The organism is Aeromonas sp. 55A (assembly GCF_051919665.1).
In the GTDB taxonomy this organism is placed as follows: Bacteria; Pseudomonadota; Gammaproteobacteria; order Enterobacterales; family Aeromonadaceae; genus Aeromonas; species Aeromonas veronii.
The window spans coordinates 189286-202535 of sequence record NZ_JBQBEH010000008.1; the positions used below are offsets into that span (position 1 = coordinate 189286).

Below are 13250 nucleotides of genomic sequence, written 5' to 3' on the forward strand. Positions count from 1 at the left end.
CCCACTAAACAATAACTGCCAGTATGACTAAGGCGATAGTTGCTGCGATACCACCAATTAATAGCAATAAATTAAAAATATTATCTTCAGATTTAGATGCGGTTTGTAGAGTATTTCCTGTAGACAACTGTTGATGCTGACGTGGTGTGGCTTGTTGCATCGTTCTTTGTGATTGTGTTTTTGGTAATGTTGCAGGGCGAGCGTCATTTTGTGCAATTGTAAACACATGCTCACGCACTGCGATCATATGGCGAATGCGTTCCAATGAGAAATTAGATGTAGCATATAACTCTTGCGTATGGTAGTAGCGACTGTCCCACTTTGTCTTGTCGTGTTCCATTTGCTGGGAATATGCATTTTCTTCGTAAACAACAAAAAGGGTTGGGCATTTAGAAAGTACCCATGCAATAGCTTGTCTAATAGTCTCTGTTGATAGACGCTTATCGTTCATTTCCATAAATAATGAGATGCGAACTGAGGAAAGGTCATTACTGTTAACGCTGTTGCTTAATGAACGGGAGGGGGTGAAGCCTGTTAAATCGACAGACGAAAAATCAGCACTCATCGTGTATTCCTTTGTATTTTTTGCCTCTTCGCGGCTTGTTCTCGAACTGGAGACTGAGCGTGAAAAACCGGCGATACCTTGTTCAGTTAAGTGACTTTTAACCTGAATAAGGTGTTCCAGTCGTTTTAAACAGAAATTTTTTTCTGCCATACTGAGTTGCGAGAAGAAATATCTCCCCGACTCACGCTCCCACTTATAACTGTCTTCACAAATTGGATCCGTTGTGCTATCTGTTCGATATTCTTCCAAAAGTACAAGTTTGTCATCAGGCAGTGCTGACAATATTTGACGGAGCAACTCCGCTTTAAAATCCCTACTTTTAATAAAATCTATTATTTCTGTTTTAAACTCTGCGGCTGTTAAATTTGGCGCTATAAGTACCGTGGATGCAGTCATGGTATTTCTCCTCTGATGGTACACTGATCTTATCAGTGATCCAGTAACCGGTTAAAACTGCAAGATGGCTTCCAGCTCTTGCTTGATAGCGCGAATCTCGTCGATATCAGTTTTTGCTTGAGCAATGGCATTTTCGCGCTGAGCTTGGCTTTCAACTTTTTGTTCTAGATCGGCGAGAATGGCTACGAACTTGGTGCTAAACTCGCCTTCCAAGAAGGCGAGATAGTTATCAATTAGCTTATCCTTGTCTTCTCTAATACGTTGAAGTGCACCGCCCTTTAAGGAAGCAAACTGATTACGGATTACGATAATTCGTTCTTTCCAAAGTTCTTGAAGATCAACGTATTCTTTATCGCCATACACTTTAACTGTCTCAGTATCTCCCCAAGTCCAGGGTTTATACCAAGTAGAAGTGCTTCTTTCGTATGAATCAACCACCACTCTTTTAGTTTGCACTTCATCACTCTTCAATTCAATATTGAGAGAGAAAGAGCTTATAGATTTCTTCAGTGACTGAAATACGGGCAACTCCAATGTGCGACTCTCAGGAAACAGTTGCGCTACATGATTCTGATACTCTTGATGCAATTCTTGTTTAATAATTTCTTGTGAGCTCAGGAATGCCTTCTCGTACTCATTTATGCTGCGATTAAACAGAAACTTAATGTCTTTAGACGCAACATCGATTTTCGATTCTGCCTCTCTGCTACTGACATCACCGATAAACAGGTCGCCCAACTCCCCGATTCGTGTGTAGATGTCTATTTCTAAATCATTCAGAGCATTGTGCACATCCATCGGCAAGTCACGACCTTCTTGTTTGAGCTGCTCTTTGTAGGCCTGCGTATTGAAGCCCTTGTCACGACGCGCTTTTAGGCTATGAATTTCAGACTGAAGCATGGAAAGGGTTTGCTTATCAATCTCCAGCTGTTTGATTAACTCTGCTTCTTGCATTCCACGCTCGATAGCAGCGGTCATGGCCAAATGGGCGCGGTTGAGTCGCATTGGAAAGCTGTATTTATTAATGTATTCACCAATAACAGCTTCAACACTAGGTAAACCACTGTTGAGCAGAGCACGCCACATGGTTTTGTCTTGCAAAGCTTCATCATGTTGCGCTTTTTCTTGCATCGTTGACATTACAGAGGTACTGAGCGACATATATTTCGGAAACTCCATACTTGGTTCTTCAAGTAATAAGTCGGCAATATTTGTTTTGTCGTTACGCTCTGCACGAGTTAATTCACCTTGCTTACGCAGCAGGTAAGCCATGCGCGAGGATACAGGGAAGAGATTCGGGTCGTGAATACCGTTCTCTTCGAGATAGCTTTTCACGCGATTTAGCGCGTCTTCAATGTTCTCACCACGCTCGGGGTCGAACATGTCCATTTTATTCACCACAAACAGGAAGCGATCCTTACTTTGCTTACCGCCTTTGCTCATTGTGTCAGCAACAAGTCTTAGCAACTGAGCATCGTCGTTAGTGCCCAACTGTGTCGCATTCAACACATAGATAATGAGTGGATTACGCTTTGAATCTTGGATAAACCCCAGTGTTGTACGCTGGTGTTCAGGGTCTTGACTGTTATTAGGCCCAGGGGTATCGGTTAGCACGAGACGGACATTGTTGTTTTCTTTGATAGCTCGGATATTACCGTGCAACTTGATGGTTTTGGTTTCACTGTTGGCGTTCCACACCTTCATTGTCGCCAAATCAACGGCTTCATTACACTCAATATGATTGCCATTGCTGTCGAAACGTTCGCCGTAAAAAGCATCACTTTTGGATTTGTCGTCAAAAATGTGGGCAATGGTTGCAGTGGTTGCTTCATTTGCTGCGGGCAGCAAGTCTTGCCCCAGCATGGCGTTGATAAAGGTGGATTTGCCTGAAGACATGGTGGCGACCACATAAGCGTCAAAATCATTGTTCAATGCGTCTTCAAAGTCTTGCTTAGCTTTTAAGTCGCTATTCGCTAAGTAGTTAGCAAACTTTGGCGACTCTTCGCTGACACGTGTCATGAGGGCTTTGATTTTTTCTAGGCGTTCCTCAGCAGGCGCAACAAGGTTGAACTTCAGCTCAACATACATGCCTTTTTGGATTGCATTGTTGGCAGCTTCTTTAATGTCATTGAAGTCCGATTCTACACCTGTGAATTCAATAAAGAAGTCGTTGCTGCCATTAAACAGTGCCTGAAGGTCATCAAAAATCTGTTCTACCCATAGCTGTAATCGCTTAGAGCCATATGCCGTGATGTTCGAACTTTCAGATGGGGAATGACCATTAATAAGAAATTCGGTTTCGACTAAAAACGGGTTATGCGTTATTGCAATGTGATTCATAGTAAAGTCTCGTCTTTATATGAGATAAATTGTTCTAGTCAAGAAGCGTTTACGCAGCCCCCATGATGAGTGCACTCACCGCGCTTAAGCCGGTATAGTCAACGAAGGCATGCAGCTCTTCTTTGCTCATCGCAGGAATTTTTCCTTTCGAAATTTTCGTTAGCCTTTTCCTGACATTTTTTTTCAGTAATTGTGGAACAATTGCAGCACTGTTGAAGTGAAAAGGGTGTTCTCTAAAACGTTCTAATTCAGTGCGTAGGATATTACGCTCTGCGCGCCCTAGGTCAAGGTGATTGAGCGATTTCTTAGCTATCAACGCAGATTGCGCCATAAGCGGTATAATATTGGCATTGGAATAACCAAGACCTGCTAAATATGTGCGTGCTAAGGACACGTAATGCTTAGCGTCTTCGCCCTTCTCCTCATCCAAAGCGTCTACTTTATTCAATGCAAAGATGATGCGTTGTTTTGGGTTAATTTCTCGAATGGTGCGAATGATCTCCGCGTCATCATTGGTGCCGAGTTGTGTTGCATTTAGCACGTAAAGAATCGGACTTTTCGGGTAAGCTTTTACCGCATTGACAAACTGCTCTTTATGTCGGTCGTCTCTGCTGTTGTTAGCTCCGGGAGTGTCGACTAAGGTGTAACCCGCCACCATTGAATGTTGTTTGCTTCCCGAATGAGGAATGACGACATCAAAAGCGGCTATGTCGTCTGATAAGTTCCATGCCCGAATTTGTTCAGAGCAAATGGTGTTGCTTGTTGCAACAACGGCCCCCAAGTGGGAATAGGCCACTGCATTCGGCTTTGTTTTCGAGCCTACAGTTATGCGTGCGACTTTGGCAGTCGTTGCTTCGTTGCCGGCAGGCAGAAGCTCTTTACCGATAAGTGCATTAATTAGTGAAGACTTCCCGGCACTCATAGAGGCAGCAATGAGTATAAATTTTGTTCTTTTGTTCATAACACTACGCTTTCAGTTGTGTTGCTTGTTTAATCGGACCAAGATGTTAGATTTTGTCTTATATCAAGTACAGGACCTTTAGGTGGGCATCAAACGATGCCTCTTTGTGAGGTCATGAGTCTCACTTGGTATCAGGGATAAGGTTCAGCATGAATCACCTGTTCACTTTGCGGATGGCGAGTCCAATGGAAAACGTCGTAAAACCCGCAAGGATTTATTTCTGGCTCGTATGGATATGTGGCTCCCATGAGAGATGATGCAGGAGGCCATCAAGCCTGTCTATCACAAGGCAGGTAACGTGCGTTTTCCCTATACTCGTTACCATGCTGCGCTTTCACTGTATGAATGCAGCAGTAGTACAGCTTCAGCGACGGCCTTCATGGAGGATGCGCTCTACAAGAGCGCCTCGATGTATCTGTTTGCCAAACTTTCCCTAGACCAAGCTATCCCCGATCGCGCCACCATCATGAACTTCCGCCATCTGCTGGAGCTGCGCCAATTGGTACGTCAGCCCTTCAATACCATCAACCAGTGGCTTTCTGACACCAGCATCATGATGAAGTTAAGGCACCGATATAAGTGGTACAGACAGCACAATCCCTTTCGCCACACTATGATTAACTCAGTATATGTCGCCTGTATACTCATGCCGATACTGGTTACATACACATGTCGCATTTTGGAGCACATATGACCCCCAGAGATCTCACTTGGGATCAGACCCTGCGCTTTCGCCTCCTAGAGATCGTGTTGCAATGGGAAGGACGGCTGACCACCAATCACCTGACAACCGCCTTCAATATCGGCCGCCAGCAAGCATCCCGGGATATCAATCACTACCTGACCCACTACTCACCAGAAGGGTTGATCTATGACCGAAGCCTGAAGGGATACAAACCGACCGAGCAGTTTATGCCGCGCTTTAGTGAAGGAAAAGTAGATGAGTACCTGATGCTGTTACATCGTGAAAAACAGCACCAACGCCAACATGAAGCGGGGCTGTTGACCCTGCCGCTGATGGATTTGCGCTACGGCCATATCGAGATCTTGGATGTACCCAACCGCCATATCGACCCCAAGATTGTGCGGGGTCTGGTGCAAGCGGCTCGCGGTCAGTTGCGGGTCGATGTCGATTACGTATCCCTCAGCTCAGAGGAGCAAAGCGGCCGCAATATCGTGCCCCATACCCTGGTCTATGACGGGATCCGCTGGCACGTGCGCGCTTACTGCGAGAAGAAAGGGGTATATCTGGATTTTGTGATGAGCCGGTTTCGTGGGGAACCTGAGCTACTTGATACCTCTCCTCACGGCCGAGATCAGGATCTTGAGTGGAACACTCAAGTCACTGCGGTAGTCATACCCAATCCAACCCTCAGCGCAGGACAACAGGCCATCATTGCCAGTGACTATGCCATGCCAGATGGCAAGCTGCTGCTCAACCAGCGCATCCCTTTGATGCATTACGCGCTGGAGCGCATGCAAGTGAGCTATAACGGCGATCATGAACAGCATCCGCTGCTCTACCCGCTGGTGCTGGCAAACCGGGACGAGTTGGTAGCCAAGGGCTGCATCTTCAAGCTCCGAAGCCCGGATTTACGCGAGAGTTAAGGGCTTTATGATGTCCCACATAAGAACGTGAATAAAGGAGGGAGCCAAGGCTCCCTCCTGCGGCAAGGACCTATACGTTGTCTCTAGGTTCTTTCTCTGTGGTATGACGACCGCAGAAATACTCCTTCTGGGCGGTGTTATCACCGTAGATCCGGTGCCCACTGAGCAGCCATGCAAACCGCTCGAACTGTACTACCTCACTGCTGGTGCAATGATAGGCTATTGGCCCCAACCCAGGCTCAAGTGGAATCCGTTCAATTTCTTTCCAAAAATTAAATCGCCGCATCACGCACTCACGCCAGTAAGCAGCCACTTTATAAGCAAACACCTCAGGGGCTAGACGAACCTGTTCTTCAAATACAAATACAACACGCAACAACGAGCACTCGCCTGATAAGCTAACGCGGCACAGTACGCCATCTAACTTACTAAATATCCCTTTGGTCTGGATACGCCGACTTAACCAAGTTGTCATCCATTCGCTTGCTGCACAAACGTACTCGAAGTACGCCGCACCAAAGTAAATCTCTAAACTAACCGAGTGCTGAAGTCTGCCCGAATCGATGACCCTCAGCCACAGTTTCTGGAAGTCCATCTTTTCCAGGTCCGGATACACTTCAAACCTTTCCTCTGTGTAGCTGTCGTTGGCGATTTGAACTAAATATTGTTCCTGCTGCGGCGGCACCTTTTCACCGACTGCTACATTTTCGTTAATTTCCGTCATCTTACACTCCTTAGTTTGAAAAAGGTTGACTACTACCAAAATTACGCTGACCGGGAACCTTTGTTCTGGTCTTCGCTAAATAAGCAGCTCGCAATAAAAACTCGCGAAACACAGGGGAATGTACCGTCGCAGCACGGCGGTCAAATACGTACGCAGGGTTCTTCGGAAAATGCACTAAAGACGCATAGTCCGGGTAGGTAAGCCCAAGGGCACTACACCAAGCACGCTGTATTCTAATAGCCATATTGTCGCTCTCAGCATTATGGTAATCTCCCAAGAACGCATAAATGTCTTTATTAAAAAGCAGCACCACGTGGTAATGCTGACTCGCACTCGAGTCCTGCTCACGCACCCAGATATACGCAGGGAAGGCTGTCGGCCCTCGTCTGCCTTTACGGTAGTGGTCCGCCACTAATTGGCTTTTAAGTGCACCAAAGAAACGTGTAATTACCGCTGAGTCCTGCCGAGGAAAACACAGTGGTATATCAGGCTCCTCCGGCCAATTAGCTTGTGGTAAACGCAAGTCCACACGCACGGCAAACACACGGGGATATATATCCAAGCAGTTTGCAATGACCTGTGACAACTTGGTTAAGTAATAAGGTGAAACACTCCCATAACGCTGCTCAGCTGCTGCGAGCAGGTTATTAAGCTCCTCAGGGCTAAGCTGGTAGCCCAATGATGAATTCATCTCGCCTCCTTTCGGCACGCATGGTTAGTCCCATGCCGATTTAATGCATGTAGATTTTGTGGATGGGTCAGGAGTGGCCGTACAAGTCCACTCATCTATTAAGTGGATGATGTAATTTATTACAGTAGTACGTCAGTACAGAGGGTATGTTGCCCTAGCGGACATACCCATTGAGTCAGGTCTGAGCAATGCTGCGTAGGCTGTACAGCCACTTAGTGTGGCTGATATTCCCGTGGTAGGTATGTAACATAGAGTGTTCTGTTGATGGGTATATTACATATACCGACAATCCCTCCTGTCACTTATTGCAGCGATATACACATTTGTTGCAACCAACAGGCCATGTTTCCTTAGAAAGTAAATACAAGCCTTACTCTGAAGTTATATTCCAGCACCAACGTCATGCGGTAGTCGCTGCGAAGCGGGACAAGATCCAGTCATCAATCTCGGACTCCAACCAGCCCACACTGTGTTGCCCTATCTTTATTCGTTTGGGGAACGTCGGGGCATAACGGGGAGATCGTTCATCCATCCAGTCATACAACGTACTACGGGCAATATTGAGCTTGTACAACACGTCCTTTAAACGCAGCACTCGCACCGGTCGATGGTTCGTCATAGTCTTGCACTCCTGATAGTGATATGGATAACGCTGGGTAAGCTCGTTGCCCAGCAAGAACTCACTCAGGTCTCATTCATCGAGCCCGGCGCGTTCTCATATCACTGTCCTACGCCGTAATTTTTGACATATTTCACACAACTCCATCTTGATAGCTCCAGTTTCTTGCTAGTCATTAGCAAGAATGAGAGTTTGACATATCAACAAATGGAGTTACTCGCATGCATCGTCGCGAACCACCGCCCTCTTATCCCTTTCCCCGGACCAACAGTCCAATGTGCAATCTCCTACCCAAGGAGCTGCAGCACGTTGTCATCGACGTACGTCAACTCACGCAGGCAGATGATGACATCATCATCAACAGCATGCTCAATGCCATGGCTATTGCCGTACAAGCAACCGCCGATATGCTTCATCCTTTTACTCACACCCCTATTCCTCTCTCACTTTATTGCGTCACGGTAGCTGATTCCGGAACACGTAAAAGTACAGTGGACAATATATTTTCAGCACCATTTCAACGCTTTGAACAAGCACAACTAAAAAGCAACCAACAATTAAAAGAAAAACATGAACACGAAAAAACCATTCATCAGATAAAGCTCGGCGCACTCAAATTAAAACTAAGGAAAGCATATGCCAGCGATGATGCCTCTGCCGCTAAGGTAATTGAGGGTGAAATTTTTGAGTTAAACCAGCGAGCCCCATCACATATACCTGCACCTACTATCTTGGTCAGTGACATCACACCATCTGCATTAATGAAAGAGCTGTGCGCACCATGGAGTAATCTTTGCTTGAGTACTGATGAAGCAGGACAAATACTCAACAGCAAAAACTTCTCTACACCGAGCTTTTATAACGACCTCTGGGATGCAAATGAAATATCAATGACACGCGTAGCATCCGGACATCAAGCTGGGAAGGATTATCGATTTAGCATGAACCTCATGTTACAGCCCTCACTTTTTGCGAAGTATGTTCATCGTTATGGAGAGTCTGCTCGAGAGAGTGGCTTTTTTGCTCGTTGTCTATTTGCATTGCCTCGCCCGTTATACCGCGCCAACCATCCCTTAATAGAGCCGACACAAACATCTCATCTCACCAAGTTTCTTACTCGAGTGGAGGGTATATTAAATGATGCTTATCAGCGCTTTATTTCAAAGCAACTCTCCGAGCGTCGTTTATTAAAAGCCAAAAACAATGCAGTGCTGTATGATTTCGAGCAGAATAAAGAGCAAACGCTCGCTTACAATGCATCTAATGCTGTGCTGGACGCCCCTGAGTTTATGCAACGTGCAACGGAACATGCGTTACGGTTAGCCGGTGTCATGCATGCTTTTTTATCTGATGAAGACACTGTTTCTGATACTGTTCTGGACGCAGCAATCAGAATGACCATGGAATACTCGCGCCGATATCAACAAGCTATAGATTACAATGAGTTGACAGTTCAGCTAGTTGATAATTTACTAAAGTTTATTACTCAGCATGCGAGGCCTCATTATTTGTTACCAACCCCAGTCATCAGTAAAACTTTGCTACTGCAAAGAGGCCCCTCTAAATTACGTAAAAAGGAACAATTGAATGCAGCCTTGGCGATATTAGAGTACAACCAGGAAATTAGCATTCATCGTATATCCAACGGTGTTTTCATTGCGCCAATACTCGCATCATTCGCGCCTGCTCTTTCCGCACCTCATGTACCTGGCAGCAGCCTTTAAAGGCTGCTGTTAGATATTATCCCAGGATGTTTCAAACCTATATCACCTTCATGAGTTAGTAGGCTGAATGTCTGCATTTCACAATTCCTGGAGGAAATATGGCTCACTTAATTGACACCATGGCCTACACCGGCCAAACCCCCTGGCATGGCCTTGGCAATGTTTTGCCCCCGCAACAATCTCTCGATATCTGGCTACAGGCAGCCGGGATGGATTGGACCATCGAGCAGAGCGACGTGATGTTTAACGTCGCCTCCGATGCACTACATATCCGCCCCTACAGCGACAGCAAGGTACTTTATCGCTCTGATACCCTTGCCCCCCTGTCGGTGGTCTCAAGTCGCTACAACGTGGTACAGCCTCATGAGGTGCTGCACTTCTATCAAGACCTAGTGGAAGCCGGTGGCTTTGAGCTGGAAACAGCAGGCTCGCTCAAAGGTGGCCGCAAGCTGTGGGCACTCGCTAAGACCGGCCAAGACCTAAAACTCAAAGGCAATGACTTGGTAAAGTCCTATCTGCTGCTGGCGACCAGTTGCGACGGCACGCTCTGCACCACGGCGCAGTTCACCTCGCTGCGAGTAGTCTGCAACAACACCCTGCAGATGGCACTGCGCGGCGCTACCGGTGCCATCAAGGTGCCCCACTCCACTCAGTTCGATGCTGCTGCCGTCAAAGAGTCGCTTGGGCTCGGACTCTCTCATTGGGATGAGTTCAAGGCACAGACTAAGGCGCTGGCACAACGGCCCGTCGCCCCCGAAGAGGCACTGCGCTTTTTCAGCGACCTGCTGGCGCAACCGCTGGATGAGGAGAGCATCATTCTCACCAAGCCGGTACAACGGCTGCATGAGCTCTATCAGGGCGCGGGTATGGGCTCAGAGCTTGCCAGCTCCCGCAATACCGCCTGGGGGTTGGTCAATGCGGTCACCGAATACGTGGATCACCACCGCCGTGCCCGCAGCCAGGATCACCGGCTCGATTCCGCCTGGTTTGGTCAGGGCGCCCAACTCAAATCCCAAGCCTTGAATCAAGCTCTTACCCTGCTGCAGTAATTCCTCTTCCCTATCTAAGCCGCATAACGACCTCCCCCGGACTAGCGCAAGCCAATCCGGGCGTTGGCGTTTATGCCGTTAACAAGGAATAGTCATGAAAGCAAAAACCAAATACGGCCAAGCCCTGCGGCTGGCCTCCACTACCCAATTAACCCGCGAGCAGTGGCTCGCTATCCGCAAACTCGGCATTGGCTCCTCCGATGCCGCCGTGGCAGTGGGGCTCTCCCCCTACAAATGCCCGCTCAGCCTGTGGTTGGAGAAGACCGGTCGCAAGGAGCCGGAGGATATCTCCCACAAGGAAGCGGTGCTGTGGGGCATCGAGCTCGAACCTGTGCTGGCACAGGTCTATGCCAAACGCACCGGCTACAAGGTACGCCGGGTCAATGCTGTGCTGCAACACCCCGAACAACCCTTCATGCTCGCCAACCTCGATCGGGAGGTAGTGGGCCACCCCGATGGGCCGGGCATTCTGGAGATCAAGACCGCCAGCTATCACAGCGCCCCCCAGTGGGAAGAAGGGGTGCCGGTGGCTTACCAGTGTCAGGTACTCCATCAACTGGCCGTCACCGGCCATGCCTGGGCCGAAGTGGCTGTGCTGATCGGCGGCCAGGATTTTCGGATTTACCGCATCGAGCGTGACGAAGAGAAGATCCAGGATCTCACCGAACGGGAAGCGCAGTTCTGGCAGATGGTGCAACAAGATCAGCAGCCTGAACCTGACGGCTCCAGTGATGCTGCCAATGCTCTGAGCTGGCTCTTCCCCCGTGACGATGGCCAGACGGTGGATCTCTCCGATTCTTCCGAGTTCAACCAGCTGTTTGGGGAGCTACTGCGCTTGCGTCAGCAAAAGGAAGCTGTCGAGCAACAAGAGTCTCAACTCAAACAGCGGCTGCAAGCGACCTTGGGTGAAGCGACAGCCGGGCTGTTTGCCGATGGCAAGATCACCTGGAAGCGCAGCAAAGACCGGCTGGCACCGGATCTCGAAAAGCTCGGGCAGGATCATCCCGACTTGCTCACCCGTTACGTCAAACCGGTGCCCGGCGTGCGCCGTTTCACCATTCAACCCTTGAGGCAAACACCATGATCAAAGGACTGGCGATTACTCCGCCCGTGATCGGACGGATCTGTATCGGCAAGCTGGTGCAAAAACAGGATAAGTGGGTGCCGGAGAAGGACGACAGCTTCACCCTCACCACCCAGGTACAACAAAAGGGGGGATGGTTGCTCCATCCCCTGCACCAACACTACTCATCGCAAAAGAGTGGCCAAGGACAGGAGCAGACCAAGATCCGCGCCATTCCGGTGCGGGTGCTGTTCAACGATAGCGACCTGAATCTGCGGGCGGAATACAGCGCGTTTGACCGACAAACCGGCAGGCCGCTCTGTGTCGGGAATGGGGAGGTGGCAAGACGTGTGGGGGGACAAGGCATGGAGGAGGTCAGCTGCTCTGGACCAGAGCGCTGCGCCTTTGCCGGGCAACAGGGCTGCAAGCTGTACGGGCGACTGAACCTGTTTGTGGAGGGGCAAGGGGATGAGCTGGGCAGCTTTATCTTCCGAACCACCGGCTACAACTCGGTGCGCACTCTGTCGGCTCGACTGAAATACCTGGAGGCCGTGAGCGGTGGTCACACCCGTTATTTGCCGCTCACCCTGCGGTTGCGAGCCAAAAGCACCACCCAGTCCTACCGCACACCGGTCTACTACGTGGATTTGACCTTGCGGGAAGAGACCAACCTGACCGAGGCAATCAGACAGGCACACGAGGCCGCCCAGCGTGACCAAGAGGCGGGACTCGCCATCGACCAGATGGAGCAGGCCGCGCGCGAGTTGCTGCGTAACGGCCAGTTTGAGGATATCGATGAAGAGGTGCCGATGCTGCTGGAGGAGTTCTATCCCGAAGCTAACAGCGACGAGACAGCGAATGGTAACGCTGATGCAGTGGCGACTACCTCGCTTAACGCACCGCAAAGCCAAGCAACCAAAACGTCACAGAGGCCGCAACCAAGAAGGAGTCCGCTCACCAACAAATTGGGAAAAGGGACCCCATCCCCTCCTCCAGTAACTGGCGGGTGATCAGCGGGGACGAGCCAACCGATCTACCAACCGCTCCACTGTTTCCAGCAACAGGGTTCGGTCGGCATCATCAAGCCGGGCCAATTGCTGGCTCAGCACAATGCCCTGCTCGGTCGGGCGGTTACTGGTCTCACGCAGAAAGTCGGCTAGCTCACAACCAAACAGTTGAGCGAGCTCCGCCAGCCGCACCACGGTCGGCACCACAATTCCCCGCTCCATTCGAGAGACGGCCTCCATCCCGATATTGAGGTGTTCAGCCACCTGCTCCTGGGTAAACCCGGCCTGGTTACGCTGACGCCCAATAGCCTTGCCCACGTTCTTGGCTAACTGCTCAAAGTTGATATCTGTCATAAGTCCTCCAACCAACCTCTATGGTTGGATATAGACCCATTGACATGAAGAACCCTGAAGGGTGAGGATCAACCGATCAGGTTGACATTGGTGCTTTGGCAGGGAATTTCAGAACGAAAGGAAATCCATCACCCAATACTCCACAACCC

The 13250-nt window shown here is 49.2% G+C and carries 12 protein-coding genes and 1 pseudogene; 6 read left to right on the forward strand and 7 right to left on the reverse strand.

All coding sequences use genetic code 11. The features are described from left to right. Positions 1 to 4 precede the first annotated feature (4 nt). From ACTG2G_RS04585 to ACTG2G_RS04595, 3 genes are read right to left on the reverse strand one after another with little or no spacing between them, the layout of a single operon-like run. A complete protein-coding gene (locus ACTG2G_RS04585; protein WP_128816701.1) occupies positions 5 to 961 on the reverse strand; it encodes a hypothetical protein in 957 nt (318 codons plus the stop codon). Positions 962 to 1012: 51 nt separating this feature from the next. After that, on the reverse strand, positions 1013 to 3301 hold the full coding sequence (locus ACTG2G_RS04590; RefSeq protein WP_151286349.1) for a dynamin family protein: 2289 nt from the start codon (positions 3299 to 3301) through the stop codon (positions 1013 to 1015). 49 nt (positions 3302 to 3350) lie between these two features. Next, a complete protein-coding gene (locus ACTG2G_RS04595) occupies positions 3351 to 4262 on the reverse strand; it encodes a dynamin family protein (RefSeq protein ID WP_128816700.1) in 912 nt (303 codons plus the stop codon). Positions 4263 to 4392: 130 nt separating this feature from the next. Here ACTG2G_RS04595 and ACTG2G_RS04600 point away from each other — a divergent pair. Further along, positions 4393 to 4821, forward strand: a pseudogene (locus ACTG2G_RS04600) (transposase); the annotation flags it as partial. Between the two features lie 131 nt (positions 4822 to 4952). Continuing rightward, the gene (locus ACTG2G_RS04605) at positions 4953 to 5870 is read left to right on the forward strand and encodes a WYL domain-containing protein (protein WP_182954698.1); all 918 of its coding nucleotides are present in this window, start codon (positions 4953 to 4955) and stop codon (positions 5868 to 5870) included. 70 nt (positions 5871 to 5940) lie between these two features. Here ACTG2G_RS04605 and ACTG2G_RS04610 read toward each other — a convergent pair whose 3' ends face one another. From ACTG2G_RS04610 to ACTG2G_RS04620, 3 genes are all read right to left on the reverse strand, one after another. After that, positions 5941 to 6594: a hypothetical protein gene (locus tag ACTG2G_RS04610; protein ID WP_128816697.1), complete on the reverse strand. Its 654-nt coding sequence runs from the start codon at positions 6592 to 6594 to the stop codon at positions 5941 to 5943. Positions 6595 to 6604: 10 nt separating this feature from the next. Then, positions 6605 to 7285: an inovirus Gp2 family protein gene (locus ACTG2G_RS04615; RefSeq protein ID WP_439985221.1), complete on the reverse strand. Its 681-nt coding sequence runs from the start codon at positions 7283 to 7285 to the stop codon at positions 6605 to 6607. A gap of 400 nt (positions 7286 to 7685) precedes the next feature. Beyond that, positions 7686 to 7904 (reverse strand): helix-turn-helix transcriptional regulator, encoded by a 219-nt coding sequence (locus ACTG2G_RS04620; protein ID WP_128816695.1) that lies wholly within the window; start codon positions 7902 to 7904, stop codon positions 7686 to 7688. Between the two features lie 221 nt (positions 7905 to 8125). On the opposite strand from ACTG2G_RS04620, the gene ACTG2G_RS04625 reads away from it, so the two are divergent. The 4 genes from ACTG2G_RS04625 (at position 8126) to ACTG2G_RS04640 (ending at position 12750) form a co-directional block, all read left to right on the forward strand. Then, positions 8126 to 9628 carry a DUF3987 domain-containing protein gene (locus ACTG2G_RS04625; protein WP_439985222.1) on the forward strand — a complete coding sequence of 501 codons (1503 nt, stop codon included), beginning with the start codon at positions 8126 to 8128 and terminating at the stop codon, positions 9626 to 9628. A 98-nt stretch (positions 9629 to 9726) separates the two neighbouring features. Next, a complete protein-coding gene (locus ACTG2G_RS04630; RefSeq protein WP_043133802.1) occupies positions 9727 to 10677 on the forward strand; it encodes a DUF932 domain-containing protein in 951 nt (316 codons plus the stop codon). 94 nt (positions 10678 to 10771) lie between these two features. Beyond that, positions 10772 to 11761 carry a YqaJ viral recombinase family nuclease gene (locus ACTG2G_RS04635; RefSeq protein WP_043133800.1) on the forward strand — a complete coding sequence of 330 codons (990 nt, stop codon included), beginning with the start codon at positions 10772 to 10774 and terminating at the stop codon, positions 11759 to 11761. Next, positions 11758 to 12750 (forward strand): recombination directionality factor, encoded by a 993-nt coding sequence (locus ACTG2G_RS04640; RefSeq protein WP_043133799.1) that lies wholly within the window; start codon positions 11758 to 11760, stop codon positions 12748 to 12750. Before ACTG2G_RS04635 ends, ACTG2G_RS04640 begins: the two co-directional genes overlap by 4 nt. Here ACTG2G_RS04640 and ACTG2G_RS04645 read toward each other — a convergent pair whose 3' ends face one another. Next, positions 12751 to 13101: a helix-turn-helix domain-containing protein gene (locus ACTG2G_RS04645; RefSeq protein ID WP_043133797.1), complete on the reverse strand. Its 351-nt coding sequence runs from the start codon at positions 13099 to 13101 to the stop codon at positions 12751 to 12753. Between the last annotated feature and the right edge of the window lie 149 nt (positions 13102 to 13250).

Excerpts from the sequence above, each read along its gene's own strand:
- ACTG2G_RS04630 (WP_043133802.1), top strand. The coding sequence starts at position 9,727 with ATGGCTCACTTAATTGACACCATGGCCTACACCGGCCAAACCCCCTGG.
- ACTG2G_RS04625 (WP_439985222.1), top strand. The coding sequence starts at position 8,126 with ATGCATCGTCGCGAACCACCGCCCTCTTATCCCTTTCCCCGGACCAAC.
- ACTG2G_RS04645 (WP_043133797.1), bottom strand. The coding sequence starts at position 13,101 with ATGACAGATATCAACTTTGAGCAGTTAGCCAAGAACGTGGGCAAGGCT.
- ACTG2G_RS04595 (WP_128816700.1), bottom strand. The coding sequence starts at position 4,262 with ATGAACAAAAGAACAAAATTTATACTCATTGCTGCCTCTATGAGTGCC.
- ACTG2G_RS04635 (WP_043133800.1), top strand. The coding sequence starts at position 10,772 with ATGAAAGCAAAAACCAAATACGGCCAAGCCCTGCGGCTGGCCTCCACT.
- ACTG2G_RS04605 (WP_182954698.1), top strand. The coding sequence starts at position 4,953 with ATGACCCCCAGAGATCTCACTTGGGATCAGACCCTGCGCTTTCGCCTC.
- ACTG2G_RS04615 (WP_439985221.1), bottom strand. The coding sequence starts at position 7,285 with ATGAATTCATCATTGGGCTACCAGCTTAGCCCTGAGGAGCTTAATAAC.
- ACTG2G_RS04590 (WP_151286349.1), bottom strand. The coding sequence starts at position 3,301 with ATGAATCACATTGCAATAACGCATAACCCGTTTTTAGTCGAAACCGAA.
- ACTG2G_RS04620 (WP_128816695.1), bottom strand. The coding sequence starts at position 7,904 with ATGACGAACCATCGACCGGTGCGAGTGCTGCGTTTAAAGGACGTGTTG.
- ACTG2G_RS04640 (WP_043133799.1), top strand. The coding sequence starts at position 11,758 with ATGATCAAAGGACTGGCGATTACTCCGCCCGTGATCGGACGGATCTGT.
- ACTG2G_RS04610 (WP_128816697.1), bottom strand. The coding sequence starts at position 6,594 with ATGACGGAAATTAACGAAAATGTAGCAGTCGGTGAAAAGGTGCCGCCG.
- ACTG2G_RS04585 (WP_128816701.1), bottom strand. The coding sequence starts at position 961 with ATGACTGCATCCACGGTACTTATAGCGCCAAATTTAACAGCCGCAGAG.